At 62.7% G+C, this 25,731-nt stretch carries 32 protein-coding genes; 18 read left to right on the top strand and 14 right to left on the bottom strand.

Features of this window, described 5'->3' with window-relative positions; genetic code table 11:
• Nucleotide 1: 1 nt before the first annotated feature.
• From NKH23_RS05420 to NKH23_RS05410, 3 genes are all read right to left on the bottom strand, one after another.
• Entirely contained in the window at nt 2–535 is a 534-nt protein-coding gene (locus NKH23_RS05420) for a tripartite tricarboxylate transporter TctB family protein (RefSeq protein WP_352713778.1), read from the bottom strand.
• 155 nt (nt 536–690) lie between these two features.
• Entirely contained in the window at nt 691–1,668 is a 978-nt protein-coding gene (locus tag NKH23_RS05415; protein WP_352910646.1) for a Bug family tripartite tricarboxylate transporter substrate binding protein, read from the bottom strand.
• 208 nt (nt 1,669–1,876) lie between these two features.
• On the bottom strand, nt 1,877–2,416 hold the full coding sequence (locus NKH23_RS05410) for a GNAT family N-acetyltransferase (protein WP_352713784.1): 540 nt from the start codon (nt 2,414–2,416) through the stop codon (nt 1,877–1,879).
• A gap of 227 nt (nt 2,417–2,643) precedes the next feature.
• On the opposite strand from NKH23_RS05410, the gene NKH23_RS05405 reads away from it, so the two are divergent.
• The 4 genes from NKH23_RS05405 to NKH23_RS05390 all read left to right on the top strand — a co-directional run bounded on the left by NKH23_RS05405 (nt 2,644) and on the right by NKH23_RS05390 (nt 6,327).
• Nucleotides 2,644–3,099 carry a DUF2214 family protein gene (locus tag NKH23_RS05405; protein WP_352910643.1) on the top strand — a complete coding sequence of 152 codons (456 nt, stop codon included), beginning with the start codon at nt 2,644–2,646 and terminating at the stop codon, nt 3,097–3,099.
• Between the two features lie 182 nt (nt 3,100–3,281).
• Complete coding sequence (locus tag NKH23_RS05400) at nt 3,282–4,259, top strand: tripartite tricarboxylate transporter substrate-binding protein (protein WP_352910641.1); 978 nt, start codon at nt 3,282–3,284, stop codon at nt 4,257–4,259.
• A 79-nt stretch (nt 4,260–4,338) separates the two neighbouring features.
• Entirely contained in the window at nt 4,339–4,806 is a 468-nt protein-coding gene (locus NKH23_RS05395) for a tripartite tricarboxylate transporter TctB family protein (RefSeq protein ID WP_292663247.1), read from the top strand.
• Between the two features lie 9 nt (nt 4,807–4,815).
• Nucleotides 4,816–6,327: a tripartite tricarboxylate transporter permease gene (locus NKH23_RS05390; RefSeq protein WP_352713792.1), complete on the top strand. Its 1,512-nt coding sequence runs from the start codon at nt 4,816–4,818 to the stop codon at nt 6,325–6,327.
• A gap of 34 nt (nt 6,328–6,361) precedes the next feature.
• Here NKH23_RS05390 and nth read toward each other — a convergent pair whose 3' ends face one another.
• Nucleotides 6,362–7,183 (bottom strand): endonuclease III, encoded by an 822-nt coding sequence (gene nth, locus NKH23_RS05385; protein ID WP_353034311.1) that lies wholly within the window; start codon nt 7,181–7,183, stop codon nt 6,362–6,364.
• A 22-nt stretch (nt 7,184–7,205) separates the two neighbouring features.
• Between nth and NKH23_RS05380 the strand changes: the two genes are divergently transcribed.
• Nucleotides 7,206–7,700 carry a DUF2244 domain-containing protein gene (locus tag NKH23_RS05380; protein ID WP_352713797.1) on the top strand — a complete coding sequence of 165 codons (495 nt, stop codon included), beginning with the start codon at nt 7,206–7,208 and terminating at the stop codon, nt 7,698–7,700.
• Between the two features lie 3 nt (nt 7,701–7,703).
• On the opposite strand, the gene NKH23_RS05375 is transcribed toward NKH23_RS05380, so the two are convergent.
• Nucleotides 7,704–8,519, bottom strand: coding sequence for a class I SAM-dependent methyltransferase (locus NKH23_RS05375; RefSeq protein ID WP_352713800.1), 816 nt, complete (start codon nt 8,517–8,519; stop codon nt 7,704–7,706).
• Nucleotides 8,520–8,632: 113 nt separating this feature from the next.
• On the opposite strand from NKH23_RS05375, the gene NKH23_RS05370 reads away from it, so the two are divergent.
• The 6 genes from NKH23_RS05370 (at nt 8,633) to NKH23_RS05345 (ending at nt 13,532) form a co-directional block, all read left to right on the top strand.
• Complete coding sequence (locus NKH23_RS05370) at nt 8,633–9,526, top strand: methylated-DNA--[protein]-cysteine S-methyltransferase (protein WP_352713802.1); 894 nt, start codon at nt 8,633–8,635, stop codon at nt 9,524–9,526.
• A gap of 116 nt (nt 9,527–9,642) precedes the next feature.
• Complete coding sequence (locus NKH23_RS05365; RefSeq protein ID WP_353025076.1) at nt 9,643–10,551, top strand: ribokinase; 909 nt, start codon at nt 9,643–9,645, stop codon at nt 10,549–10,551.
• A 6-nt stretch (nt 10,552–10,557) separates the two neighbouring features.
• Nucleotides 10,558–12,018: an amidase gene (locus NKH23_RS05360; protein WP_352713806.1), complete on the top strand. Its 1,461-nt coding sequence runs from the start codon at nt 10,558–10,560 to the stop codon at nt 12,016–12,018.
• A 104-nt stretch (nt 12,019–12,122) separates the two neighbouring features.
• A complete protein-coding gene (locus tag NKH23_RS05355; protein ID WP_352713808.1) occupies nt 12,123–12,737 on the top strand; it encodes a LysE family translocator in 615 nt (204 codons plus the stop codon).
• Between the two features lie 78 nt (nt 12,738–12,815).
• Nucleotides 12,816–13,157 (top strand): hypothetical protein, encoded by a 342-nt coding sequence (locus NKH23_RS05350; protein ID WP_353025075.1) that lies wholly within the window; start codon nt 12,816–12,818, stop codon nt 13,155–13,157.
• 3 nt (nt 13,158–13,160) lie between these two features.
• Nucleotides 13,161–13,532 carry a hypothetical protein gene (locus NKH23_RS05345; protein WP_352713812.1) on the top strand — a complete coding sequence of 124 codons (372 nt, stop codon included), beginning with the start codon at nt 13,161–13,163 and terminating at the stop codon, nt 13,530–13,532.
• Between the two features lie 9 nt (nt 13,533–13,541).
• On the opposite strand, the gene NKH23_RS05340 is transcribed toward NKH23_RS05345, so the two are convergent.
• A complete protein-coding gene (locus NKH23_RS05340) occupies nt 13,542–14,483 on the bottom strand; it encodes a nucleoside hydrolase (protein ID WP_352713814.1) in 942 nt (313 codons plus the stop codon).
• Nucleotides 14,484–14,627: 144 nt separating this feature from the next.
• Here NKH23_RS05340 and NKH23_RS05335 point away from each other — a divergent pair, with 144 nt between their 5' ends.
• Both NKH23_RS05335 and NKH23_RS05330 read left to right on the top strand, forming a co-directional pair.
• Complete coding sequence (locus NKH23_RS05335) at nt 14,628–15,053, top strand: Hsp20 family protein (RefSeq protein WP_023675270.1); 426 nt, start codon at nt 14,628–14,630, stop codon at nt 15,051–15,053.
• A gap of 63 nt (nt 15,054–15,116) precedes the next feature.
• Nucleotides 15,117–15,374, top strand: coding sequence for a BQ00720 family protein (locus NKH23_RS05330; protein WP_023675269.1), 258 nt, complete (start codon nt 15,117–15,119; stop codon nt 15,372–15,374).
• 92 nt (nt 15,375–15,466) lie between these two features.
• Here NKH23_RS05330 and ptsN read toward each other — a convergent pair whose 3' ends face one another.
• The 6 genes from ptsN to lptC all read right to left on the bottom strand — a co-directional run bounded on the left by ptsN (nt 15,467) and on the right by lptC (nt 20,717).
• The gene (ptsN, locus tag NKH23_RS05325) at nt 15,467–15,931 is read right to left on the bottom strand and encodes a PTS IIA-like nitrogen regulatory protein PtsN (RefSeq protein ID WP_292663270.1); all 465 of its coding nucleotides are present in this window, start codon (nt 15,929–15,931) and stop codon (nt 15,467–15,469) included.
• Nucleotides 15,932–15,990: 59 nt separating this feature from the next.
• Nucleotides 15,991–16,575 carry a ribosome hibernation-promoting factor, HPF/YfiA family gene (gene hpf / locus NKH23_RS05320; RefSeq protein ID WP_023675267.1) on the bottom strand — a complete coding sequence of 195 codons (585 nt, stop codon included), beginning with the start codon at nt 16,573–16,575 and terminating at the stop codon, nt 15,991–15,993.
• Between the two features lie 291 nt (nt 16,576–16,866).
• Nucleotides 16,867–18,393: an RNA polymerase factor sigma-54 gene (gene rpoN, locus NKH23_RS05315; protein ID WP_352713817.1), complete on the bottom strand. Its 1,527-nt coding sequence runs from the start codon at nt 18,391–18,393 to the stop codon at nt 16,867–16,869.
• 197 nt (nt 18,394–18,590) lie between these two features.
• The gene (gene lptB / locus NKH23_RS05310; protein WP_352910625.1) at nt 18,591–19,409 is read right to left on the bottom strand and encodes an LPS export ABC transporter ATP-binding protein; all 819 of its coding nucleotides are present in this window, start codon (nt 19,407–19,409) and stop codon (nt 18,591–18,593) included.
• Nucleotides 19,409–20,017, bottom strand: a complete 609-nt coding sequence (locus NKH23_RS05305) for an LptA/OstA family protein (RefSeq protein ID WP_292664963.1) — start codon at nt 20,015–20,017, stop codon at nt 19,409–19,411. The genes lptB and NKH23_RS05305 overlap by 1 nt, the downstream gene beginning before the upstream one ends.
• Nucleotides 20,004–20,717 carry an LPS export ABC transporter periplasmic protein LptC gene (lptC, locus tag NKH23_RS05300; protein WP_352910622.1) on the bottom strand — a complete coding sequence of 238 codons (714 nt, stop codon included), beginning with the start codon at nt 20,715–20,717 and terminating at the stop codon, nt 20,004–20,006. Before lptC ends, NKH23_RS05305 begins: the two co-directional genes overlap by 14 nt.
• Before the next feature lie 306 nt (nt 20,718–21,023).
• Here lptC and sppA point away from each other — a divergent pair, with 306 nt between their 5' ends.
• From sppA to lhpI, 4 genes are all read left to right on the top strand, one after another.
• On the top strand, nt 21,024–21,980 hold the full coding sequence (gene sppA, locus NKH23_RS05295) for a signal peptide peptidase SppA (RefSeq protein WP_292664965.1): 957 nt from the start codon (nt 21,024–21,026) through the stop codon (nt 21,978–21,980).
• A gap of 81 nt (nt 21,981–22,061) precedes the next feature.
• Entirely contained in the window at nt 22,062–22,346 is a 285-nt protein-coding gene (locus NKH23_RS05290) for an integration host factor subunit beta (protein ID WP_023675261.1), read from the top strand.
• 47 nt (nt 22,347–22,393) lie between these two features.
• The gene (locus NKH23_RS05285; RefSeq protein WP_352910620.1) at nt 22,394–22,726 is read left to right on the top strand and encodes a LapA family protein; all 333 of its coding nucleotides are present in this window, start codon (nt 22,394–22,396) and stop codon (nt 22,724–22,726) included.
• Nucleotides 22,727–22,775: 49 nt separating this feature from the next.
• On the top strand, nt 22,776–23,744 hold the full coding sequence (gene lhpI / locus NKH23_RS05280) for a bifunctional Delta(1)-pyrroline-2-carboxylate/Delta(1)-piperideine-2-carboxylate reductase (protein ID WP_352910619.1): 969 nt from the start codon (nt 22,776–22,778) through the stop codon (nt 23,742–23,744).
• Nucleotides 23,745–23,896: 152 nt separating this feature from the next.
• Here the strand turns inward: lhpI and NKH23_RS05275 are convergent, their stop codons facing one another.
• Both NKH23_RS05275 and NKH23_RS05270 read right to left on the bottom strand, forming a co-directional pair.
• Nucleotides 23,897–24,265, bottom strand: a complete 369-nt coding sequence (locus tag NKH23_RS05275; protein ID WP_353034307.1) for a VOC family protein — start codon at nt 24,263–24,265, stop codon at nt 23,897–23,899.
• 86 nt (nt 24,266–24,351) lie between these two features.
• Nucleotides 24,352–25,035, bottom strand: a complete 684-nt coding sequence (locus NKH23_RS05270; RefSeq protein WP_352910614.1) for a helix-turn-helix transcriptional regulator — start codon at nt 25,033–25,035, stop codon at nt 24,352–24,354.
• Nucleotides 25,036–25,158: 123 nt separating this feature from the next.
• Here NKH23_RS05270 and NKH23_RS05265 point away from each other — a divergent pair, with 123 nt between their 5' ends.
• The gene (locus NKH23_RS05265; RefSeq protein ID WP_352910612.1) at nt 25,159–25,629 is read left to right on the top strand and encodes an anthrone oxygenase family protein; all 471 of its coding nucleotides are present in this window, start codon (nt 25,159–25,161) and stop codon (nt 25,627–25,629) included.
• Nucleotides 25,630–25,731 lie beyond the last annotated feature (102 nt).

The raw sequence follows: 25,731 nt of genomic DNA, 5'->3' as shown, positions 1-25,731 counted from the left end.
GTCAGCCCCTCAGCATGGCAACGACCGAATCGACGATCGCGTTCAGCTGGTTTTCGATGAAGCCGGCGCCGATATTGACGCCGAGTGCCCTGGCAAAGCCGAAATAGGCGGCCAGCGCCAGGATCAGACCGAGCAGCACGTCACGCAGCGGACGCCGGCTGCCGAAACCGTGGCAGATGAGAACGAACATGATGACAGATGCGGCGGTAAAGCCGAGCGGCTGGATCAGCACGAGGTTGGCGATCAGTCCGAGGGCGACGATGCCCATCGCCTTCCAGTCGGTCGGCGTCTCCTTTTCGTCCTCCGGCTGCCATCCGCCCCGCAAGGCGGCAATGATGAGCAGCAGCGACAGGATCACCATCCCGGTCATGGTGATGTAGGGAAAGACGGTCGGACCGACCTTGGAATAGAGCGGCGACACCGGGATTGCCAGCGTCTGCCAGGCAACCGCACCCGCACAGGCGAGGAGCCCAACGCCGATCAGCAGTTCGGGCACTGCAAGGCGCGGCGGCGCCTGCTGGTCGCTGGTGCTCATGATCGTCCTCCCAATGTCGGTCCCTTGGGGCCGGTTCTCCTTGGACCGGTCTCACTCGGCCGATCTCGGCGTAGTTTCACCTCCGGCGCCGCGTATGTCCATGCGGCTGGCGAAAGTCGGCAAGGGCCGGCGCAGGCCGCCCCTTGCCGAGAGCATCACGCCAGGCCGAGGTCCTTGAGGATCGTCCCGATGCGGGCCGTGTCTTCGGCGACGAATTTCGCATAGTCGTCACCGGTGAGCAGGATCTGCGTCCAGTTGCGGTTCTTGCATTCGGTCGCCCAGGCGTCGCTCTTGGCCATGGTCTCGATCAGCTTGATCATTGCTGCCTTGTCGGCGTCCGAGACGCCGGGCGGTGCGAAGACGCCGCGCCAGTTGAACAGCTCGACATCGATGCCGGCTTCCTTCATCGTCGGCGCATCGATCCCCTCCTGGCGTTTGTCCGCGGAGATGGCCAGTAGCCGCAGCGCACCCGCCTTGACCTGTTCGGCGAACTCGCCATAGCCGGAGATGCCGGCCGCGACCTGGTTGCCGAGCAGCGCCGACAGCGCCTCGCCGCCGCCGGCAAACGGCACATAGGAGAGATTGGTGGCCGGAACACCGACGGTCTTGGCGATGAGGCCGAACAAGATGTGGTCCGAGCCGCCGGCCGAACCGCCAGCGACCGGAACCTGCGTCGGGTCAGCCTTGAGAGCAGCGACAAAGTCCGCGGCCGTCTTGAACGGCGAGGCGGCCGGCACGACAAGCGCCTCGAACTCGCCGGTGAGGCGGGCGATCGGCGTGACTTCGGTAAGGTTGTTAGCCGCCTTGTTGGCGATAATGGCGCCGACCATGACCATGCCGGCCACCATCAGCGCATTGCCCTTGCCGTTCCACTGGTTGACGAATTGCGGCAGGCCGACTGTACCGCCGGCGCCGCCGACATTGGTGATCTGCGAGCCGGAAATCAGCTTTTCGCTGCGCAGCACCTGGTCCATGGCACGCGCCGTCTGGTCCCAGCCGCCGCCCGGCGCCGCCGGCACGAAAATCTGCAGCTGGGGCGCGTCCTGCGCGAAGGCGGGGACAAAATGCGATACCGCGAGTCCGGCAGCACCTGCTGCCGCGGTGCTCATCAAGAATCGGCGTCTGTTCAGCATGGGATTCCTCCAAATCGCGACACCTCCTCCGGTGCCTGCCAGAAACGTGGCCTGACTTCAGACCCGCTCGATAAAATTCATGCAGAGTTTGCGTCCTCCTGTCAAAGACAGAACACGCTGCATGCGGCACAATTGGCCTGTGCGATTTTCAGGCTGGCGAACTCGACGCCCGACGACAACGTGGCAGGCAGAGGCCTGACAGCATCCGTCAGGGTTGCCGCTCGAGCAGAATGGTCGGCTTGTCTTGATAGACGGTTCGCAGCACTTCGCCATAACCGCATTTTGCCGCGACGTTCAGCGAGCCGGTGTTTTCCGGATCGATGATGCAGACGGTTTTCGCGGCGCCGAACGTCTCGTCGCCCCAGGCAAGCACCCGTGCGACGACTTCGCTGGCCAACCCCTGGCCATGCACGCCCGAAACCAGAGCCCATCCGGCCTCAGGAATGCCCTCGATGGACGGCGTCATGTCGCGCTTCAGGTCGTGAAAGCCGGCCTCGCCGATGAAGCGGCCGGTCGCCCTTTCCTCGATCGCCCAGAAGCCGTAGCCCAGAAGCGACCACAGGCCGGCATGGCGCAGGACGCGCATCCAGCTTTCCTCCCGCGTGCGCGGCTTGCCGCCGATAAAGCGGGTGATGACAGGATCGGCCCACATAGCGACATAGGCGTCGAAATCGTCCAGCCGATGCGGCCGCAGGACCGTGCGCGAGGTCTCAATCACTGGAGCGACAATTGTCTGCGGACTGGCCATGGTCATGTCTCGGTTGTGTTGCCGGTGCCCAATGCAGGTCTTGCAAAAGTTGGGACAGCGACATGCACGAGACGGGAAATCCAAATCCGTTGCGCAAAACAAGAGCCAAGGCTGTGTAGATCATCTTCCAGCTGATGTGAATCCTGCCAAGCGGTGTTAGTTTTTCACCAGTATCTGGTTCAGGCGCGTTCGGTTTCGGCGCTGCCGTCCGACACAGGGAAAACAGCATGGACACCACCGACCTTGTGCTTGCCATCTTCCATCATCTGCTGGTGTTTTCGCTAGCAGGCATCATCGGCGCCGAATTCGTCCTAATCCGCAGCGACTTGTCCGCCGCGACGCTGAAGCGGCTTGTCGGCATCGACCGCCACTACGGCATCATTGCGATGCTGATCATCATCGTCGGCATCGGCCGCGTCATCTATGGTCTCAAGGGCTGGGAATTCTACGTCTACAATTGGATGTTCTGGGCAAAGATGGCCGCTTTCGCCATTGTCGGCCTGTTGTCGACTGTCCCGACCATCCGTTTCCTGTCCTGGAATAGGCAGGTAGTCGCCAATCCGGCCTTCCAGGTGCCTGGGGCGGAGCTAGCGTCCGTTCGCACCTATGTCCGCACCGAGGCCTTGATCTTCCTATTGATCCCGATGTTCGCGGCGGCGATGGCGCGCGGCTACGGCTACTAGAATAGGTTGGAGGAAGGGCATCGCATGGCCCAACCTTCCCACTCATTTGCGCGGACAAACGTGCAGTTTGCCGTTTGAGCCCGATTGTCATTTGTCGGGTTGCGCTAGTTATTGCTCCATCTACAGTCGGTTCTAGAGGAATCCGCGCAGCGGTTGGTAATCATATTCTGGGAGGAAACACGATGCGAAAATTCATCGCCGCGCTGGCTGTCGCTGCGGCCGCCATGCTTTATCCGTCGGCCGCTGGCGCGCAGACCTACCCCGAACGCACCATCACCATTGTCGTGCCGTTTTCGGCCGGCGGTCCGACCGACACCGTCACGCGTCTTGTCGCGGAAGCCATGTCGAAGGACCTCGGCCAGCAGGTTATCGTCGAGAATGTCGGCGGCGCCGGCGGCACACTGGGCGCCGGCCGCGTCGCGAATGCCGAGCCTGACGGCTACACGCTGCTCCTCCATCACATCGGCATGGCGACCAGTGCGACGCTATATAGGAATCTCGCCTACGACACGCTGAACGCGTTCGAATATGTCGGCCTCGTCACCGAGGTGCCGATGACCATTGTCGCCCGCAAGGACCTCGAGCCGACCGATCTGAAGGGACTGGTCGACTACGCCAAGGCCAACAAGGACACCGTCACCGTCGCCAATGCCGGGATCGGCGCGGCCTCGCATCTGTGCGGCATGCTGTTCATGAGCGCCATCGGCACGCCGCTGGTCACCGTGCCCTACAAGGGCACCGGCCCGGCCATGACCGATCTTCTCGGCGGCCAGGTCGATATCATGTGCGACCAGACGACCAATACCACCAAGCAGATCCAGGGCGGCACGATCAAGGCCTATGCCGTAACCTCGCCACAACGCCTAGACGTGCTGCCGGACGTGCCGACGACGATAGAAGCCGGCCTTCCCCAGGTGCAGGTCGGCATCTGGCACGGCATCTATGCACCCAAGGGCACCCCGGCCGAGATCACCGGACGCCTGTCGAAATCTCTGCAGGTGGCGCTGACGGACGAGAACGTCGTCGCCCGATTTGCCGAACTGGGCACCAAGCCGTCGCCCGGGGCCGATGCCACGCCGGGCGCGCTCAAGGCCAAGCTGGAAAGTGAGATCATGCGCTGGAAGCCGATCATCGAAGCGGCCGGCCAGTACGCCGACTAAAGATTTTAACGGGGCGCCGCCAGCGCCCCGTTTTTTACATCGGCATCGGCACGCCCGTGAGGCATGCCGGGAGGACGCCATGAAACCTTTCGCAATCGACAGAACCAACGGCATATGCGCCGCGCTGTTGATCTTTATTGGCGCCTTTTTCGCGCTGCAGTCGCTGGGCCTCGAAATCGGCACCGCCTTTCGCATGGGGCCGGGCTATTTCCCGCTGGTGCTGGCGATCGTGCTGATCCTGCTTGGCGCCGCCATCCTCGTCCAAGCAGTGCGTTTCGAGAGCGAGCCGATCGGTTACATTGCGTGGCGCGGCATGCTTTTCATCCTGCCTGCTCCGATCTTCTTCGGCCTGACGGTGCGCGGCCTCGGTTTCATCCCGTCGATCTTCCTGACGGCGCTGATCGCATCGTTCGGTAGCGGCCGTATGAAGCCGCTGACCGCACTCGTCCTGTCAGCCGGCCTGACGCTGTTCGCATTCGTCGTCTTCAGCTACGCACTCGGCCTGCCGTTCCGGCGTTTCGGCCCATGGCTGCCACTATCGTTGTGAGGAGATGAAATGGAACTCCTCAACAACCTCGCACTCGGCTTTTCGACAGCCACATCTTTGGCAAACCTCGGTTTCTGCCTGATCGGCGTCCTTCTCGGCACGCTGATTGGCGTCCTGCCCGGCATCGGCGCCACCGCTACCATCGCCATGCTGTTGCCGATCACCTTCCAGATCGGCGACCCGGTTTCCTCTCTCATCATGCTCGCCGGCATCTATTACGGCGCGCAGTATGGCGGCTCGACGACCGCCATTCTCATCAACATGCCCGGCGAATCCTCGTCGGCAGTCACCGCAATCGACGGCTACCAGATGGCCAGGAACGGCCGCGCCGGAGCAGCTCTGGCGACCGCGGCGATAGGCTCGTTCTTTGCCGGCACGGTGTCGACCTTCCTCGTCGCCATCTTTGCCCCACCGCTGACGGCGATAGCACTGAGATTCGGCGCGGCCGAATATTTTTCGCTGATGATCGTCGGCCTGGTCTCGTCCGTCGCGCTCGCCCACGGCTCGATCGTCAAGGCGCTGGCCATGGTCGTGCTCGGCCTGCTGCTGGGACTTGTCGGCACGGATATTTACACCGGTACGCCCCGCTTCACGCTCGGCATCCGCGAATATGCCGACGGGCTGAATTTCGTCGCAGTGGCGGTCGGCGTCTTCGGCGTCGCCGAGATACTGCGCAACCTCGAAAACGAGCATGAGCGTTCCGTGCTGATTCGAAAGATCTCCGGCCTTATGCCGACCCGCGACGATTTTCGGCGCATGGCGGCTCCAATCGTGCGCGGAACGATCATCGGTTCGGCGCTCGGCATCCTGCCGGGAGGCGGCGCGATCCTTGCCGCCTTTGCCTCATACACCGTCGAAAAACGTGTCTCGAACAATCCGGGCGAATTCGGCAAGGGCGCCATCGAAGGGGTCGCCGGGCCGGAATCGGCCAACAATGCCGGCGCGCAGACCTCCTTCATCCCGATGCTGACGCTCGGCATTCCGGCCAACCCGGTAATGGCGCTGATGATCGGCGCGATGATCATCCAGGGCATCGTGCCCGGCCCCAATGTCGCCATCGAACAGCCTGCGCTGTTTTGGGGTATCATCACCTCGATGTGGATCGGCAATCTGATGTTGATTGTCTTGAACCTGCCGCTGATCGGGCTTTGGGTGAAACTTCTTACGATCCCCTACTATGTGCTCTTCCCGATCATCATGGCGTTCTGCTCGATCGGCGTTTACAGCGTCAACACCAACGTCTACGACCTCTATGCCGTCGCCTTCTTCGGCTTGCTTGGCTACCTCCTGACCAAGCTGCGCTGCGAACCTGCGCCGCTGCTGCTCGGCTTCGTGCTCGGCCCGCTGCTCGAGGAAAACCTGCGCCGCGCCATGATTCTCTCGCGCGGCGATCCGAGCACCTTCGTGACGCGGCCGATCAGCGCCAGCCTGCTCCTCATCGCGCTTGCGGTGCTCGTCATCGTGTTTCTCCCCGCGGTCAGGAAGAAGCGCGAGGAGGTGTTCGTCGAAGAGAGTTCCTGAACGTGGACGGCGCCACATAGGAGGAACTTCAGAGTCACTTGGCGGGCACTGATTCAGCAGCCGCTTCTACTGACCCGAGCGGCGCGATCTCGACCAGCGGTGCAGGCACGCTGGTCGTCTTTTCCTTGGCCTTGCAGATATCGGCGATGACGCAGGCTGGGCAATCCGGCTTGCGCGCCTTGCAGACATAGCGGCCGTGCAGGATCAGCCAATGATGGGCATGCTGCATATATTCGTCCGGAATGATCTTCAGGAACCCGTGCTCCACCTGTTCCGGCGTCTTGCCCGGCGCCAGCCCGAGCCTGTTTCCGATGCGGAAGATGTGCGTGTCGACCGCCATCGTATGCTGCCCGAAGGCTACGTTCAGCACGACATTGGCGGTCTTGCGGCCGACACCCGGCAGCTCGACCAGTTGATCGCGATCCTCAGGCACCTCGCCGCCATGGTCACGGATCAGCGCCTCGGACAGCGCGATGACGTTCTTGGCCTTGTTGCGCCACAGCCCGATGGTGCGGATATGGTCGCCGAGCCTGGTCTCGCCCAGCGCCAGCATTTTCTGCGGCGTGTCGGCGATTTTGAACAGCGCCCGCGTCGCCTTGTTGACGCCGGCATCCGTCGCTTGCGCCGAAAGCACCACCGCCACCAACAGCGTGAAGGCGTTGATATGTTCGAGCTCGCCTTTCGGCTCCGGCCGCTGAACGGAAAAGCGCCGGAAAATCTCATGCACCTCGGCGAGGCTGTAAAGCGCCCGGGATCTTGCCGGCCGCGGACGCGGCTTGACGTTCGAGCCGTCGCGGCGGCCGGGCAACAGGTCTTTTTTTAGCGCCGAAGAGTTTTTGGGCTTGGGGCTTGTCATTGCCTTCCTATAATATTCTGCAATGAGCGACACAAACGCCTCATTTCAGGCCGACGAGCCATTCTTCCAGGCGCTGCTGACACCGCACCGGTCGCTGGGTAAAACCGGCTTTGCCATCCTGATGGGCGCCCTGCTGTTCGGGTGGCTGGTGACCGGAGCGTTTTTTCTGTCGCGCGGCGCCTGGCCGGTGTTCGGCTTCTTCGGCCTCGACGTTATTGCCGTCTATATCGCCTTCCGCGCCAATTATCGTGCCGCCCGGGCTCGCGAGGAGGTGTCGGTGTCGCGCACCAGCCTCGACATCCGCAAGACTGCCCCGTCAGGCAAATCGGAAGCACATCGCTTCAATCCATTCTGGGCACGCTTTTCGATCGCCCGCCACGCCGAGATCGGCATCACCAGAATGGCGGTCGAGGCGCAAGGAAAAACCGTCTCGATCGGCGGCTTTCTCAACCCCGACGACCGCGAGAGTTTTGCCGCCGCATTTTCGCGCGCTCTGGCGACCGCCAAGGCGCGCTGACGATCAGAACCGAAATCTCAATAGCCTGCCGACCCTCCGAAGAGCCGGAATGTGGCTCCAGAGGCGAAAGACCAGTCCGGCGAACCAGCTCACACGGGCGGCATGTTCGGGTTTGTAAGCCATGGTTTCCTCGACCAACCGCAGGCCGGGCACTGACCGTTCCAAGTCGCGCGGATCGTTGATGGCCCAGTGGAGTTCGGCGCCAGTGGCGCGGCACGACGGGTTGAGGCGCACGAGCTTTAGACCCAGGTCGCTGTAGGCATCGCAGACAAGTTCGCCGCTGGCCAGATGCGACACAAGCCGCGAAACCAGCCTTGGGCCCTCGTCAGCGGCAAGGTAGGGTGTCAGGCCCTCCGCCACGACCATCGCCGGGCGATCGCCGGGCACTTCGTCCAGCCAGCCAGGCTCGGTGACGGATGATCCGATCAGGTGATAATGCTCGCGCATCGGATAGAGCTTGCGCCTGAGCTCGATGACTTCGGCATAATCGACGTCGAACCAGTCCACGCCGGGCGGCGGATCGATGCGGAATATTCGCGTGTCCAGCCCGCAGCCGAGATGCAGGACAATGGCGTTCGGGTTGTTCGCCAGAAAAACCGAAACCCAGTCGTCCAGCGTCTTGGCCCGGATCGCCAGACCGACGCCGAGATTGTTGTCGACCTTGAGCCGCGAGAAGTCGTAGTCGATGCGGCGAACCGCCTCGTCCGCGAAGCGGTCTTTCAGCAGCGAGTTGGGAAGCCGGCTTTCCAGCGCCTTGCCATAAACGGTGATCAGCAGCGTTTCTTTTTCCTTGGTCAGCTGCACCTTCTCGCCGGCCATGATTGTCCTCCCATTCAAAGCCAGCTCTATCTGGGTACATGCCGCGGGAAAGCAAGTTTCGGGTGGTGATCGGCGCCGCGAAAGACGATATTCGCACTCAAGGAGATACTGCCATGAACGCCCAAATGCCTCTCAAAACGACAGCAATCCTTCAGAAAGACATCACGCCTGAAGGCGGCGACTACGAAATCGTCCGTCGTGCCATCGAAAAGATCAGCCTCGACTATCGCGACCAGCCTTCGTTGGAAGTGCTGGCCGAGGAGGTCGGCGATACGCCGACCGGGCTGCAGAAGCTGTTCACCCGCTGGGCCGGCCTGTCGCCCAAGGCTTTTCTGCAGGCCGTCACCCTCGATCATGCGCGCAAACTGCTCGATGCCGGCATGCCGCTGCTTGAAACCTCGTTCGAACTCGGCATGTCCGGCCCAGGCCGGCTGCACGATCTGTTCGTCACCCACGAAGCGATGTCGCCGGGCGACTACAAGACCCGCGGCGCCGGGCTCACCATCCGCTACGGCTATCATATCTCGCCTTTCGGCATCGCGCTGATCATGGTGACGGACCGCGGCCTTGCCGGCCTCGCCTTCAACGACCCCGGCGGCGAGCGTGCGGCCTTTGCCGACATGTCCAGCCGCTGGCCGAATGCGACCTATGTCGAGGACATGGCGGCGACCGCGCCCTATGCCGCGCGCATCTTCGATCCGTCGCTGTGGCGCGCCGACCAGCCGCTGCGCGTCGTCATGATCGGCACTGACTTCCAGGTCCGTGTCTGGGAGGCCTTGCTGCGTATTCCGATGGGCCAGGCCTGCACCTATTCCTCGATCGCCGCGCGCATCGGCGCACCGAGCGCCAGCCGGGCTGTCGGTGCCGCGGTCGGTGCCAATCCGATGTCCTTCGTCGTGCCGTGCCACCGGGCTCTCGGCAAGTCCGGCGCGCTCACCGGCTACCATTGGGGCCTGACGCGCAAACGCGCCATCCTCGGCTGGGAGGCGGGACAGGTCTCTTCTTGAATAGCCAACGAATGGAACGACAGGAGCGATGCAAGGACCGCTAGGGTGACAAGCAGCGATCTTACGGAGTAGCTTCCCGCGCAATTAGAGTGATATGCGCTAGCGGGAGGCACTTCTTGATCGTCGTCATCGGCTCCATCAATCTCGACCTCATCGCCAGTGTCGACCGCTTGCCCGGTCCCGGCGAGACCGTGCGCGGCTCCGGTTTCGCCACTGCCCCCGGCGGCAAAGGCGCCAACCAGGCGCTGGCCGCCGCCCGCGCCGGCGCCAAGGTGCGCATGGTCGGCGCAGTCGGCAAGGACAGCTTCGCCAGCGACGCTCTGGCGCTGCTGCGCGACGGCAAGATCGACCTGTCCGGCGTCGGCGAGACCTTTGCCTCGACCGGTACTGCGCTGATCATGGTCGGCGCCGACGGCGAGAACGTGATCGCCGTTGTGGCGGGCGCCAATGATTCGGTCGTGCCGGGTGACCTTTCCAAAGCTTTCCTGAAAAACGGCGACGTCGTGCTGCTGCAACTGGAGATCCCGCTGCAGACCGTCGAGGCAGCACTCGACGCGGCAAGGACGGCCGGCGCGATCACCGTGCTCAACACCGCACCTTTCCATAGTGACGCGGCCGGCTTCCTCGGCAAGGCCGACTATCTCGTCGCCAACGAAACCGAGTTCGACCTCTATGGCGAGGCGCTGTCATTGAGCGGCCGCGACCGCCCGGCACGGATGCGCGACTATGCCGCGAGAACCGGCCGCACCATCGTCGTCACGCTTGGCCCGGACGGCGTTCTGGCGGCAATGCCGGACGATCTTCTGATGGTTCCGGCGCTGCAGATCACCCCGCTCGACACGGTCGGCGCCGGGGACACGTTCTGCGGCTATTTTGCTGCCGGGCTGGCAGCCGGCCTGCCGCTCGACCAGGCGCTTGCCCGCGCTGCCGCAGCCGGTTCGCTGGCCTGCCTGAAAGCCGGTGCACAGCCGGCCATCCCGCTGGCCAGGGACGTCGATGCCGCCTTGCAGAAATCTGCAGGCTAAAGCGGGATGACAGCCGTGCGCCCGACCACGAAGCATGCGGTGCCGCCCCCCGGCGACATCTGCCGCCTGTCTGCCGTGGAGCTTGCCGAGAAGATCAGGCGCCGGCAACTTTCGGTGTGCGAAGTGATCGCGGTATTCCTCGACAGGATCGAGGCGGTGAACCCGCTGGTCAACGCTATCGTTTCATTGCGTGAGCGTGCCGACATCCTGCACGAGGCCGACAGCGCTGACACCCATCTGGCGCGAGGAGGAGATACCGGATCGCTGTTCGGCCTGCCGATCGCGATTAAGGACCTTGCGCTGACAAAAGGCCTGAGAACCACCTTCGGCTCGCCGATCTTCGCCGATTTCGTGCCTGAGGAAGACGACTTCTTCGTCGAGCGCGTCCGCAAAGCCGGCGCCATCATCATCGGCAAGACCAACGTTCCCGAATTCGGACTTGGCTCCAACACCTACAACACCGTGTTCGGACAGACGCTCAACGCGTTCGACCCGGCGCTGACCGCCGGCGGCTCGAGCGGCGGCGCGGCCGTCGCGCTGGCGCTCGACATGGTTCCCGTTGCCGATGGCAGCGATTTTGGCGGTTCGCTGCGTAATCCCGCTGCCTACAACAATGTCTATGGCTTCCGCCCATCGCAGGGATTGGTGCCGGCTGGCCCTGACCTTGATGTGTTTCAGGCGCAGATGGGCGTCGAAGGGCCGATGGGACGCAACGTGCGCGACATGGCGTTGCTGCTCGACGTTCAGGCCGGCTATCATCCTCGCGCGCCGCTGTCGCATGATAGGCCAGGCTCGTTCCTCGAAGGGCTGGAAGCACCGGCGGCCGGCGGGCGCATCGCCTGGCTCGGCGATCTTGACGGCCACCTGCCGGTTGAAGCAGGCATTCTACAGCTTTGCGAGGCCGCACTCGGTCGATTCGCGGATGTATCCTTCGAGGCCGAGCCGCTGATGCCGGAATTCGACTTCGAAGCGCTGTGGCAGGCCTTTGTAACGCTTCGCCAGGCGAGCAGCGGTTGTGCGCTCAAGGCGCATTACGACGATCCCTTGAAACGCAGTCTGCTGAAGCCGGAGGCCGTGTGGGAGGTGGAACATGCACTGCGCCTCACCGCGCCACAGATCCACGCCGCAACGGTGAGGCGCTCGTCCTGGCATCGAATGCTGCTATCGCTCTTCGAGCGTTTCGACCTGATTGCGCTGCCAGCCGCACAGGTCTTTCCCTTCGATGTCGTCACCCACTGGCCAAGGGAAGTGGCGGGGCGTGCCATGGACAGCTATCATCGCTGGATGCAGGTCTCAGCGCTCGCCACGCTGGGCGGCTGCCCGGCGGTCAACGTGCCGGTGGGCTTCGACGCCAGGGGCAGGCCAATGGGCATGCAATTGATCGGGCGGCCGCGCGGTGACCTCTCGGTGCTGATGGCGGCTGCCGCCTATGAGGCAACACTGCCGTGGCAGGCCGGCGCCTGCTGACATCAGCTCCGCATTGTCGGCGCCTCGCCGACTTGCACGCAACTCATCGCCATGCATTGATCGCAACAGCGCGCCGCACGAGCGGCATTCTGCGGAGGGAAAAAATGTCGCTGGAACTCTACGCCACCTATGTCGTCGCCTGCATCGTCATCATCCTGGTGCCGGGGCCGACGGTGACGCTGATCATCGCCAACAGCATCCGCCACGGCTCGCGCGCCGGGCTCGCCAATGTCGCCGGCACCCAGGCCGGACTGGCCATCATGATCGCCATCGTCGGCATCGGGCTGACATCGCTGATCGCCGGCATGGGCCACTGGTTCGAATGGGTCCGGCTGATTGGCGCTGCCTACCTGATCTGGATGGGCGTGCAGATGTTTCGCTCGAAAGGCAAGCTGAACGCCGACGGATCGGCAAAAAGACCGCGCGGCGGCTTCTTTTTGCAGGGGCTGCTGGTGGCGATCAGCAATCCGAAGACGCTGGTGTTCTTCGGCGCCTTCTTTCCGCAGTTCATCGCGCCTGAAGGCAATTACGCATTACAGATCGGCGTCATGGGTCTCACCGCCATGATCTTCGCCGCCGTCTCGGATTCGACCTACGCGCTGGCCGCCGGCCGCGCCGGACGCCTGCTGTCGGCCGGCCGCGTCAGGCTGCTGTCGCGAATCAGCGGCAGCTTCCTGGTCGGCGGCGGCCTTTGGCTGGCGTTTTCCAAGGCGAAGTAACGGCCGCGAGTCCGGCGACGCCAACAGCAACATCCTGGAATAGGAAGGCCGATTGAAAGTCGGCCTTCAGGCCACCACATGAATCAACAGTGGGGATTCATGTCTATGCCGTGGACTTATGCGGATTTGAAAAGGAACGCGTTTGGCGTGATTCTGTTCATCGCTTTGTTCGCGGCGATGGTTCCGTCGGTTCTGAACAAATGGGCGAATGACGCAAGTCCGATCCGGTCGGTCGACCCGGTCGATGCAACGATCAAAAGTGGACAGGGTAAAGGGCAGAATATCCAATATCTGCTGGTCCTTGAGAACGGTTCGACGGTCCTGGTTTACGACGACCTCCCGCATCTGATCGACTCGCGCGTCGGCATCGAGCGGGTAACGCGCGACAATGGCTTCGTCTTTTACCGGTTTGCAAATTGAACCATGACAAGAGCGCGGCTGGCCTTCACCTTGCTGATACTGCGGGAAAACCTCCGGGGCATCATCACCACCAGCCTTGTGGTGGGCGTCTGCATTTTGGCAATCGGCGCACTGATTGCAAGGCGGAGCAGCCCCATCATCGATGTGGAGCGCGTGCCAGGCACTGTGGTTAACGTCCTCAACGCTTCCCCAAATCCCGAAGGTGCGGTCGGTGACGGATTCCGCTATCTCTACGGAATCCGCCTCGAAGAAAATAATCTCTTGGTGTTCGTATATGGCGACCCGAGCGCGCCGCGCGCCATCGGCTCGCAAGTTTTGATTGAGCGACAGCGTCGCGTGAACGAAACCGAAACGTATCGTCTGCTTCGGGAATGAAAGACGGCCCTAAAGCCGCCCCAGCCTTTCCAGCAACAGCTCGAAAAACGCATCATGGTCGATGTCACGCATCACCATCGCGTTCTTCGGCCGCTTGGTCACTCCCCACCAGTCGATAACCGTCATGCCCATGGTGAGCTCCGAGGCGGTTTCCACGCTGACATTGCAGTTGCGGCCCTTGAACAGCTTCGGCTTCAACAGATAGGCGATGACGCAAGGATCGTGCAGCGGGCCGCCATCGGTGCCGTATTTTTCCTCGTCGAAACGTTCGAAGAATTCCAGCATGTCCGCGGTGGCCGTGCCGACCCTGGTGCCGAGCTTGCGGAAGGCCTTCGTGCGCTTGGCGGTGGTCAGCGCCTTGTGGGTGACGTCGAGCGGCATCATCACGATCGGAATGCCCGATTTGAACACGACATCGGCGGCATGCGGGTCGACATAGATGTTGAATTCGGCGGTCGGCGTGACATTGCCGCCCTCGAAGAAGCCGCCGCCCATCAGCACGATCTCCTTGATGCGCGGCGCGATTTTCGGCTCGCGGATCAGCGCCAGCGCAACGTTGGTGAGCGGCCCGAGCGCGCAAAGCGTGATCGTGCCGCTCTCCTCCCTCATCAGCGTCTCGACGATGAAATCGACCGCATACTCGTCCTGCAGCTTCATCTTTGGTTCGGGCAGTTGTGGTCCGTTGAGGCCGGTCTTGCCATGCACTTCCTCGGCGGTGACCAGTTCGCGCGCCAGCGGCCGGATGGCGCCTGCATAGACCTTGACGTCCGGCCGGCCGGCCAGCTCGCAGATCTTGCGGGCGTTTTTTTCGGTAAGTTTCAACGGCACGTTGCCGGCCACCGCGGTGATGCCGACGATCTCCAGCTCGGCGCTGCCCAGCGCCAGCAATATGGCGACGGCATCGTCCTGGCCGGGGTCAGTGTCGATGATGATCCTGCGGGATTGGGGCATTTCAATTCCTTGTTTTGGCAAGTCTTTTTGGGCGGGACGTGTGACGGCTTGAAGTCTGCCGGGCGGCGGACCATATCAAGACCATCGGGAAAAATGCCATCCGGGTTTTTCCACTTTATGTCGCTCTTGAGAGGACACTGTAACATGAGCCGAATGACGCCTTTTTCCAGCCCGCTTCTCCTCGGTTTCGATTCCATGGAAAAGACGCTGGAGCGGTTGGCAAAGTCCGGTGACAGCTATCCTCCCTACAACATCGAGCGCCTCAGCGGTGCCGACGGCAAAACCGAAAGGCTGCGTATCACGCTCGCTGTCGCCGGTTTCGCGGAAAGCGATCTCGATGTCACAACGGAGGAGAACCAGTTGGTCGTGCGCGGCCGTCAGAACGACGACACCGAGCGCGAATTCCTCCACCGCGGCATCGCCGCGCGCCAGTTCCAGCGCTGCTTCGTGCTGGCCGACGGCATGCGGGTGATTGCGGCGGAATTGAAGAACGGCCTTCTGTCGATCGATCTCGATCGGCCGGAATCCGAACGGCTGGTACGAAAAATAAACATATCGGTGAAAGACTGATTTTTGCCGATAGCTCTCATGCGGGATGGCCTTGAGCGGCGTCTCGCGGCAAGGAGGCTTGAAATGACCAGAACTAACGAAAATATCATTATGACCAGCGGCGAATTCGCCCATCTCGGCGAAGGTTCGGTCGCCTATCTCAGGAAAGTGTCGAGCGACGATCTGCGCGGCCGTTTCCCGGGTCTCGGCGAAATCGCCCCCGGGCTGGAACTGTGGGCCCTGTTTGCCGCCAATGGCCAGCCGATCCTGCTTTCGGACGCTCGCGACCGGGCACTGGCTGGCGCGCTGGAAAACGATCTGACCCCGGTCGCTATCCACTAACGTCGCTATCCACTGACAAATACGGCGCAGCGATCTGGTTGGCAACGGACAGGGCCGCTCACGGCGGCCCTTCAATGGATTTAATCAAAACCTCAGGCGGCGTGCGAGGCCTGCGTGTCCGACAGCAGCGCATGGATGGCCACGGCGTCGCGCGTGCCCCTGATCTTGGCAACCGTGTCGGCATCGCGCAGCACCCGCGCGATGCGCGACAGCGCCTTGAGGTGGTCGGCGCCGGCACCTTCGGGAGCCAAAAGCAGAAACACCAGGTCGACCGGCTGATCATCGAGGGCCTCGAAGTCCACCGGTGTCTCCAGCCGGGCAAAAACGCCGGCGATCCGCTTCACCCCGGCCAGCTTGCCGTGCGGAATGGCGATGCCGTTGCCGACGCCGGTCGAGCCGAGCCGCTCGCGTTGCAGGATGGTGTCGAACACCTCTCGCTCCGGAATGCCGGAAATCGCCGCCGCCCTTTCGGACAGCAGTTGCAGCAGCTGCTTTTTGGAGTTCGCCTTCAACGTCGGCATGATTGCCGGAACGCTGACGAGATCGCTCAGATCCATGCTTGAAATCCCTTGTTCGCCTGCCGTCGCCAGTCCCCACGCTCGCGTGCGGCTGGTTTTTACCCCTGCGCGACCTTGGCCGTGGACGGGTCAATCCAGCCAATATTCCCGTCCGGCCGGCGATAGACGATGTTGAGATGGTCGTTTCCGGCATTGCGGAAGACCAGGACCGGGCTGTCCTTGGTGTCGAGTTCGATCACTGCTGACGCCACCGACATGGTCCGCAGCGTCATGGTCGATTCGGCGACGATGGCCGGCGCGAAATTCTCCGGTATGTCCTCCTCGTCGTCGGCAAGCGGCGCCATCACCGTATAGGCGACGTCGGTGAGCTCGCCGTTGCTGTTGCCTGAATTGTGCGACTTCAGCCGGCGCTTGTAGCGCCTGAGGCGTGTTTCCAGACGGTCTGCCGCGGTATCGAAGGCAAGCGTTGGATCCTGGGCATCGCCGGTCGCCTGCAGCGAAGCACCGGAATCCAGCCGGATCATGCAATCGGCCGTGTAGCGCGACCCCGATTTGACGACTACGATTTGCCCTGAAAAGCCCCGATCGAAATATTTCCCGATCACTTCGCCGACACGGTCGTTGATGCGCGTACGGAACGCATCGCCGATATCCATGTGTTTTCCCGATATGCGCAGTGTCATCTGAAAACTGACCTTCCTTGCTCAGGCTTCAAACTGTCCCGAGTTTATACTCGTGGTCCGTGCGCACAAGCTTTTGCGGCGTCACTTGCGCCGATTTTAGATCCGAACTTTCCGGTTGATCACAAGCCGCCTTCTTGGCCGTCCCGTGGCCTACGTCGTGACGGACCATCTCTCGTGCGGGCATCAGCGAACTCAAATCCACTCGCCAGCCCGTCTCATGCGGGCGGGCTTCTAGCCACTTCGTTGCCGCTTGTCAATGAAGGGCGAAAGCCGTGGAAATTCCGCCGGAGCTCAACGGCCGGCGCTGGCCAAAGCGCGTTTTTCGCGCCGCCGCTGCACCGAAGAGGGTATGTTCATGCCTTCCCGGTATTTGGCCACCGTGCGCCTGGCGATGTCGACGCCGCTTTCCCGCAGCATGTCCACGATGGCATCGTCGGAAAGCACATCGACGGCTTTCTCCTCGTCGATCAACTGCTTTATGCGGTCGCGCACCGCTTCCGACGAATGCGCATCGCCGCCACCAGACGAAGCGATCGAGGCGGTGAAGAAATAGCGCAGCTCGAACACACCGCGCGGCGTCAGCATGTATTTGTTTGCCGTGACCCGGCTGACCGTTGATTCGTGCATGCCGATGGCGTCCGCCACCGTGCGCAGGTTGAGCGGCTTCAGGTGCCGCACGCCGTGGACGAGAAAAGCGTCCTGCTGGCGCACGATCTCGGAGGCCACCTTGAGAATGGTCTTCGCCCGCTGGTCGAGGCTGCGCGTGAGCCAGTTGGCGTTCTGCAGGCATTCGGCGAGGAAATCCTTTTCGGCTTGGTTTTTCGCATGCGGCGTGACCTGGGCGAAATAGATGTGATCGACCAGTACACGCGGCAGCGTCTCGGCATTGAGTTCGACCGTCCAGCTGCCGTCATTGGCTGCGCGCACCTCAACGTCGGCCACGATCGCATCGCTGGCACCGCGCGAAAACGCCATTCCCGGCCGCGGGTCGAGCGCCCGGATCTCAGCCAGCATGTCGAGCAGATCCTCCTCGTCGACACCGCAAATCCGCTTCAGCGTCTGGAAATCGCGACGTGCCAGAAGTTCGAGATTGGCGATCAGCGCCTTCATCGCCGGATCGAGCCGGTCGCGCACGGCAAGCTGCAGCAACAGGCATTCGGCGAGGTCGCGGGCGAAGATGCCGGCCGGCTCGAATGTCTGGCAGACCGCCAGGACCTTTGCCACCGCCGTGGCGTCCGCGCCGAGGCGGGCCGCGATCTCGGCCATGTCGGCACGCATGTAGCCGGCCTCGTCGAGGCCGTCGGCAAGCTCGCTAGCGATCAGGCGCGTCGCCGGATCGGCAAAGGCGAGCGCCACCTGCTCGCCGACATGGTCGCGCAGCGTGATGGCAGCCGCCGCCATATCCGCGACGTCGAAGCCGTCGGAGGAAGAGGTGGAACCGTTGCCGGACGCCGATTTCCATTGCGCCGTCAGGTCGGGCCCGAGCCGCTCGCTCGTACCAGGATCGTCGGGAAACAGGTTTTCCAGCGACGTATCGAGCTTTTCCGAGATCGCCTCGGCGCTCCACGCCGTCTCCGCTTCGAACCAGTCGCCGTCGGCAGCCGGTTCCGGTGCAGCGTCGCCCTTCTGCGCCTGGTCGCTGGCGGCGTCCTCCTGCGGTTCGGCGCGTTCCAGCAGGGGATTGCGTTCGATCTCGTCGTCGATGAAGCGTTCCAGCTCGAGATGGGTGAACTGCAGCAGGCGGATCGACTGCATCAGCTGCGGCGTCATCACCAGCGACTGCGACTGTCGTAGCTGTAGTTTTGCCGCCAACGCCATGGTTCGGTTTCAAACGCTCCGTCTACGCACCCGCACTGCTGGAAGGAATTTTCCAGGCCAGCATAGAAACTGGCCCGGCTTTTGCTTGTCAAGGCGAGGAGCGGTAAAACTCGCCTGCCGGCGCGTTTTCAGGCAGAAAATTGAAGAAAAAGCTGCTGGACTACGCCGGAAATCCCGCTCGAACCGGAATTTCGCACTTAGAGCGTAAATCCCTCGCCGAGATAAAGCCGCCGCACATCGGCATTTGCCACCACTTCGTCGGCACGCCCATGGGTCAGCACCTGGCCGGCATGGATGATGTAGGCGCGGTCGATCAGGCCAAGCGTCTCGCGGACATTATGGTCGGTGATCAGCACGCCGATGCCACGTGCCGTCAAGTGGCGCACGAGCTGCTGGATGTCGGCGACGGCGATCGGATCGATGCCGGCGAAAGGTTCGTCGAGCAGCATGTAGGCAGGGCGGGTTGCCAACGCACGAGCAATTTCGAGGCGTCGCCGCTCACCGCCGGAGAGCGACAGCGACGGAGCCTTGCGCAGATGGCTAATATGGAATTCCTCGAGCAATTCGTCGAGCAGGCGCTCACGCTCCTTGCGGCTCTTTTCGACCACTTCGAGCACGGCCCGGATGTTTTGCTCGACATTCAGGCCGCGAAAAATCGAGGCTTCCTGCGGCAGATAGCCGATGCCGAGACGAGCGCGGCGATACATCGGCATCGACGTGACGTCGAAACCGTCAATTTCGATCGTGCCTTCATCGACCGGCACCAGGCCGGTCACCATGTAGAAACAGGTCGTCTTGCCGGCGCCGTTGGGGCCGAGCAGCCCAACCGCCTCGCCGGCGCGCACGCCCAGCGTCACGCCGCTGACGACTTTGCGGCCCTTGTAGCTTTTGGTCAGCCCTTTGGCGATCAAGGTTCCCTTGAACTTTGCCGCTTCGACGGTGATCCTGGCCGGTGCCGCAAGTTTGCTGGCGGCGCGCCCTGGAAGACGCGCCAGCAGCGACGATATGCCGGTCATCAGGGTTTCGCTGCTCCAGACTTCGCAGGCGGCGTGATCGACATCATGACGCGGCCGCCGCAAGCGTCGACCTGGGCAAGGCCGCTCTTCATCTGCACGGTAAGCTTGCAGCCGACAAGCACGTTGTCGCCTTGCGAGAGCACGACCTTGCTGCCCGAAAGCACCAGCACTTCGGTCTTCATGTCGAAGGTGCCGCGGTCGCCAGTGGCAACCTGATTGTCCGATTTGATGTAGACCTTATCGTCGACCTCGAGATGGTCGATGTTGGCGGATCCGGTCATTGCCGCGGCACCCGCGGGCTGGGCGCCTTTAGCGGCGCCTGCATCCCTGACGTAATAGACCGTCATTTTGCCGGCCTTGAGCACGGTTGGACCCTGGACGACGTTGACGTTGCCGGTGAAGACGGCGACGCTTTCCGCCTGGCGCACCTCGAGCTTGTCGCTTTCGATCTGGATAGGCTTGTCGCCCGACAGCCTGAGGCCGGACATTTGGCTGGTGGCACTGGATTGGGCCAGCGACGGCGCCGTCCCGAAGGTCAGCCCCAAGGGCAACCCAAGCGTCAACGCCGAAATCGCGGCGAGGCGCCGTGCCGAACTACTGAACCGCATTGGTCTCTCCGCTCTTTGCCTCTGCCGCCTTCAAACTGGCGGGATCGATGTCGACGCGCACCTTGTTCTCGAAAACCAGGACCTTGCCATTGTCCTGGACCGACATCGAATCCGCCCTGATCCGCGACCCGCCGCGGCTGACATCGACGGGCTCGCTTGTCTTCATAGTGCCTTCGCCCATGTCGAGATAGACTGATTTGAATTTTGCCACCACACCATCCGTGGTCGACACGGTCACGTCGCTGGTCAGGCTGAGCGTGTTGCCGTCGCGATCGTAGGTGCCGTGCGTGGCATCGATGGCGGCCGTGTTGTCGGCCGCAATCGGCAGCTTGGCCTTGATGCCTTCCAGATCGATGATGCCCTGTTTGCTGACATCCTGTATGGCGCGCAGGGCTGTCATCGAATAGGGCAGGTTCTGTTTGGTGAAGCCGTTGAGCTTGGGGTTGGCCATCACCAGCTTGCCATCGGCAAAAGCGCCGCCGTCGGCCTGCACCTCGATTGCAACGGGAGCCATGAGATAGGAATAGACCGGAAACGCGACCGCGATCACGGCAGCGACCAGCGGCACGGCCAGCTTGAGGATCCGGACCCGGCGCGAATGACGCTGCGCAATGTCAAACGCGTCGACCCGCGCCCGGCCTGCGGCCTTGGGAGCCAACTCCGTCTCGGTGTTGGTCGGTTCGATTGGTCCCGCTAACATGACTGCTTCTTCTAAACCCCTGCCCGCCAGGCCGCCCTATAGGTGGGGTGCCGGCGCCCTCAAGCAAGCACAAGCCGAGGAAAACCGCAAAAATGTGACAGCCGCCCCTGTACTATGAAAATGGCCCCAGCGCAGCCTGTACCTCATACCAGATATGGGGGCACAGTGTTAGAGCCTGTGGAACGTGACAGGTTGAGGCTTGCCGCGAATGCCTAACGGCCTTTGGCGCAAGGCCGTCAGGAAACGGTAGCCGGGCGCCAATGGTTGCTTTAAAAGCATCTGCTCCCACCGACTACGAGGCTGACCATGGCATTGAGAGCCGACGACCTGATCGACCGCCGCCGCTTGCGCCGCAAGCTGACATTCTGGCGTGTTGCGGCGATCATCGTCGCCGCAGCCGGGCTGATCGCCTTTTCGGCGTGGATCTATGGTGACGACTTCACCGGCGCGGCTGTCGACCACATCGCCAAGGTCAAGATCGAAGGTACCATCACCGAAGACGAAGAACTGATCAAGCGGCTGGAGGCCATCCGTCAGTCGCCGCGCGTCAAGGCTGTGATCCTGTCGATCGATTCACCCGGCGGCACCACCGTCGGTGGCGAGTCGATCTATGAGGCAGTGCGCAAGCTCGCCGCCGACAAGCCGGTGGTGGCCGAGGTGGGCACGCTCGCGGCTTCGGCGGGCTACATGATCGCCACTGCGGCCGACCATATTGTCGCACGCAAATCCTCGATCGTCGGGTCGATCGGCGTGCTGATCCAGTACCCGGACGTCAGCGGCCTCATGGACAAGCTCGGCGTCAAGCTGGAGGAGGTGAAATCTTCGCCCTTGAAGGCCTCGCCTTCTCCCTTCAAGCCGACCAATGACGATGAGCGCGCCATGGTCCGCAAGCTCATCCTCGACAGCTACGACTGGTTCGTCGGCATCGTCGCCGAGCGCCGCAACATGACCAAGCCGGAGGCGCTGGCGCTCGCAGACGGGTCGATCTTCACCGGCCGGCAGGCGGTCACCAACAAATTGATCGACGCGGTCGGCGGCGAGGCCGAAGCGATCGACTGGCTTGCAGGCAAGGGTGTCGATGCCAAGCTCAAGGTGGTGGAATGGAAGGACACGGAAAAACGTGGTGGTTTTCTGTTCTCCAAGGCGATGGCGCAGACCGTCGGCGCTGCGCTTGGCCTGCCCGGCCATGGCGGCGACGTCCTTCACGAAATTGGAGTGGACCGCTTGTTTCTTGACGGTCTCGTTTCCGTCTGGCACCCTTGAGGAACCGCTTGGGACGAGTGAAAAAGCAAATAAAATCATTCTGATAATTTCGGCGGCACTGCTTTCACGGGGAGCCTTTTCATGATCAAATCCGAACTTGTGCAGATCATCGCCACGCGCAATCCGCATCTTTTCCTGCGCGACGTCGAAAACATTGTCAGCGCCATCTTCGATGAAATCACCGACGCGCTTGCCGAGGGCAACCGGGTCGAGTTGCGCGGCTTCGGCGCGTTTTCGGTGAAAAACCGCCCTGCCCGCACAGGCCGCAACCCGCGCACCGGCGAATCCGTAGAGGTCGAGGAGAAATGGGTACCGTTCTTCAAGACCGGCAAGGAATTGCGTGAAAGGCTGAACGGAGGCAAATAGGCGCGGCACCCGCCACCGCTCCTGCCTTTTCTTCCGAACGGAAAAACATGTTCAATCGCTTTCTCCTCATCGTGGTTTTCGTGCCGCTGGCCGTCATCCTGATTGCGTTGGCCGTCGCCAACCGCGAACCGGTGGCCTTCACACTCGATCCGTTCAATCCCGGCAATCCGGCGCTGACGCTGACCGTGCCGCTCTTCATTTTCCTGTTCCTGGCGCTGGCCATCGGTATGATCGTCGGCAGCCTGGCGACCTGGATCAAGCAGGGCCGCTACCGCAAGCTGGCGCGCCAGCGCGGCGCCGAGGCCGAGAACCTGCGTCAGGCGGTCAGCCGTGCGCCCACCGCGTCGCAGGGCCCGGCCTTGCCGAAGCCGATGAACTGAGCCGCGGCTCCCTGAAGCGCAGCTGGCCTATTTCTCTACGGAGCCTTTCATGCTGACGATTTCCGCCGCCGAGGTCGACCGCGCGCTGACCTTTTCCGGGCTGGTCGAGACGTTGCGCGCCGCTTTTCGCGACGGCGCCGTGCAGCCGGTCAGGCACCATCACACGGTCGAGCGGCCCGATGGCGCCGCCTCGACGCTGCTTTTGATGCCGGCCTGGACCGACTTCAACGCAGCCGGCACCTCGGCCGATGGCCATATCGGCGTCAAGATCGTCACGGTGTCGCCCGACAACAATGCCATCGGCAAGCCCGCGGTGATGGGGCTTTACCTGTTGCTCGACGGCGCCACCGGCGAGCCGCAGGCGTTGATCGATGGCCAGAGGCTGACGCAGTGGCGCACGGCCTGCGCCTCGGCGCTGGCCGCCTCCTATCTGGCCCGCAAGGACGCATCGCGGCTGCTGGTGGTCGGCGCCGGCGCGCTGTCGCCATTCCTTGCAAAGGCGCATTCGACGGTGCGTCCGATCAAGAACATCCGCATCTGGAACCGCACGCCGGCCAATGCCGAAAAGGTCGCGGCAAAATTGCGTGCCGAGGGTTTTTCGGCCGAAGCAGCAGGCGATCTCGACGCCGAACTCGGAAAGGCCGATATCGTATCGTCGGCGACCATCACCACCACGCCCCTGATCACGGGGGCACTCTTGAAGCCCGGCGCCCATGTCGATCTGGTCGGCGGCTTCACACCGGCGATGCGCGAAAGCGACGACGACGCGATCGTACGCGCCCGCGTCTATGTCGACACCCGCGCCGGCGCCACCAAGGAAGCCGGCGATATCGTCCAGCCGCTGGCCTCCGGCGTTCTGAAGCCGGAAGCCATCGTCGCCGACCTCTATGAACTGGCGCGCGGCCAGAAAAAAGGCCGGCAGAACGACGACGAGATCACGCTGTTTAAGTCGGTCGGCGCAGCCCTCGAGGACCTCGCCGCCGGCATTGCCGTGTATCGGGCAAGAGTAGGGGAGTAGGGGAGTAGGGGAGTAGGGGAGTAGGGGAGTAGGAAACCGTACTGATCGTGCGGCGCCGCGCCAGCTATATTTCCTGTTATGTACTCACTTACTGCCTTACTGCCTTACTGCCCTACTCCCCTACTCCCCTACTCCCCTACTGCCCTCCTCCCTTACTCCCTTTGCCAATAGACCCGCAGCCGGTGGCTGTCGGGATCAAGCGCGACGAAGGTGCGGCCGAAATCCATGTCGGTCGGCGTCTGCAGAATTTTCAGCCCGCGGCCGGCCCACTCGGCATGGGTGGCGTCGACGGCATCCGGCGTGTCCAGTGCAAAGACGATCTCGGCGCCGCCCCCGGCGGGGGGGGCGGCCGGCTCCACGGTGTGACGCGACCAGAGGCCGAGCTTGAAGCCGTTGTCGAGCACGAACAGCACGAAGGTCGGCGAGGTCTCGACCGGCTGCCGCCCAAGCAGCGCGCTGTAGAAGGCGCCGCTTTGCTCAGGCTTGTCGACATAGAGGATGACGAAATTGGGCGGTGTCATGAATTGCTCTCCAGATGGTTTCGACTGGAGGAGCATAGCGTACGCCACTGCCAGATTCTGGCAGCAGTCTTAACTGAGCAGCAGCCTTAGCTTGGCGTGTCGAGCGTCGCCCGCCATTCTTTGAGCAGCACCTGACGGCGGCGCGGATAGCGCATCTCGGTGGCGTTGAGGCCGGATATCCGATCGGCGCGAAAGTGCCTGAAATCCTGGCGCATCTCGCACCAGGCCGCGACGACGCGCACCTTGTCGAAGAAGCCGAGTGCGAATGGCCAGACGGTGCGCTCGGAGGCAGCGCCGCCGGCGTCGCGATAGACAAAGCTCAGCTTGCGCTCCTCGCGGATGGCCTGCCGCACCACGCCGAGATCGATGCCTTCGGTGACCGGGGTGCGCGACCCGACCAGCAGCGTCGAGGCATCGAGCTCTTCGCGCAAATCGTCCGGCAGCACCGCGGCGATCTTGGCCAGCGCGTCGGTGGCGGCGTTCGCAAGCCGCCAGTCCGGCTGCTTGGCCACCCAGCGCGAACCAAGCACGATCGCCTCGATCTCCTCATCGGTGAACATCAAGGGCGGCAGCATGAAGCCTGGCCTGAGCACGTAACCCAGCCCCGCCTCGCCCTCGATCGGCGCGCCCTGCCCCTGCAGCGTGGCGATGTCGCGATAAAGCGTGCGGATCGACACACCCATTTCGCCCGCAAGGCTGCGGCCGCTGACCGGCCGGCGATGCCGGCGCAGGATTTGGATCAGGTCGAGCAGGCGTTCGGCGCGGGACATGGATCGCAACCCGGTTGGATGGATGCCCAATTTGAATGGACGATAGTGCGCCTGCGGTTTCGGCGGCAAGCGAGATGATCGCCGACCGGAACGTCTGCGGTCTGACGCCGTTGTCTGGCCATTATGGATATACGCGGTTTTCTGTTGTTCTGGTCGGTTTTGACCGCCATCGTCGCTGCGCTCAGCCTTGGGCCGTCCTTCGCCCATGTGCTGGAATCGGTGCCGCGGCTGACCAGATGGTCGCCTTCGCTCTGGCGTGAAACCACTGTCTTCAACGCTCAGTTCCAATTCTTCGCGATTGTCGGCGCACCGCTGGACGTGGCGGCGATCGTCTGTCCGGGCCTTCTCGCCTGGATGCTGCGCAGCGACCGCCCGGCATTCTGGTGGGTTTTGGCCGCCACCGTACTTTATCTGATGGCGCTTGTGGCGTGGTTTGCGCTGGTCAAACCGGCAAACGATGTCCTGGCCACTTGGGTGCCTGGACCGATCCCGGACAATTTCGAAACTATCCGGAGCCGCTGGGAAACCGGCCATATGGTCGTCACCGGCTTCAAGGCCGTTGGTTTCATAGCGCTCGCAATCGGCCTGCTGTAGATCAGGCGCGGCTGATCAGGTTGCACACGTCGGCAGCCCTTTTGTTGCGCCGGTCAATGTGCTGTGGCAGAAGCGGCCAAGCCGCCTTCCGGAGATGCGCCT

Source organism: Mesorhizobium sp. M1328 (assembly GCF_040318075.1).
In the GTDB taxonomy this organism is placed as follows: Bacteria; Pseudomonadota; Alphaproteobacteria; order Rhizobiales; family Rhizobiaceae; genus Mesorhizobium.
Note: the sequence above shows the minus strand (reverse complement) of the source record. Positions and strands in the feature narration are given on the sequence as shown.